Here is a 954-nt window from a genome sequence, read left to right as displayed (position 1 = left end):
ATTGAGCTGTCATGATGTTGTGAGACACGCGTATGTAGGAGAATGAGTGCATGTCCAAACGTCAGAAATTCACCCCGGAATTCCGTGCAGAAGCGGTGGAACTGGTGCTCTCCTCAGGAAAAAGCCTGGTCGAGGTTTCAGAATCACTGGGAATCAACGAAGGAACCCTTGGAAACTGGGTTCGCACCTACCGAACCGAGCATCCAGAGACCGAAACGGAAGAACGCGGACCGGTGGAATGGGCCCAGCACGAGAAGCTGCGCCGGGAATTGGCGGAGGTGAAACGGGAGAACGAATTTTTAAAAGATGTCAGCGCCTATTTCGCCTCGAAGGGCAAGAAATAAGCGCGATCTTCCGATTCATCAAGGAACACAGCGCGAAGTATCCGGTGAACTGGATGTGCCAGCAGCTAGAGGTCTCGCGCGCTTCGTATTACCGGTGGTTGAACCCGTCCACTGAGCTCAGCGAAGCCAAGGCCCTGCGGGCTATGCGCACCGTTCTGGTCCTGACCGAGTACGAGGCTTCTAACGGGGTGGCTGGTGCCGGTCAATTAGTGGATTTGATTCGCAACAACCACAAGCAGTACGTGCCGAAATCCACGGTGTTGTCGATCATGAACGAGCACGGGCTCAAGGCTAAACGAGTGAGTGCTTTCAAAGTCACCACGGTGCATGACCAGCAAGCCAGGACCGCTCATATCAAGAATCACATGGTCGATAAGCTCGGCCGCCGTGATTTTCGTTCGTCCCGACCTGGAACCAAGTTGGTGGGCGATATTACCTACTTGCGAACCGGTGAAGGGTGGCTGTATCTGGCGACGGTGATCGACTTGTATTCACGTCAGATCGTTGGGTGGTCAATGGGTGCGAACATGCAAACGCAACTGGTTATCGATGCGATGCAGCTCGCGATGTCGCGTGGTTTCATCAGCGCTGGGACTGTTTTTCATTCAGA

At 54.0% G+C, this 954-nt stretch carries 1 pseudogene; it reads left to right on the top strand.

Annotated elements, in window-relative coordinates:
* Window positions 1-50 precede the first annotated feature (50 nt).
* Window positions 51-954: pseudogene (locus tag ACT3UA_RS18945) on the top strand (IS3-like element ISAar37 family transposase); the annotation flags it as partial.

The organism is Glutamicibacter sp. 363 (genome assembly GCF_052379505.1).
GTDB lineage: Bacteria > Actinomycetota > Actinomycetes > Actinomycetales > Micrococcaceae > Glutamicibacter.
Note: the sequence above shows the minus strand (reverse complement) of the source record. Positions and strands in the feature narration are given on the sequence as shown.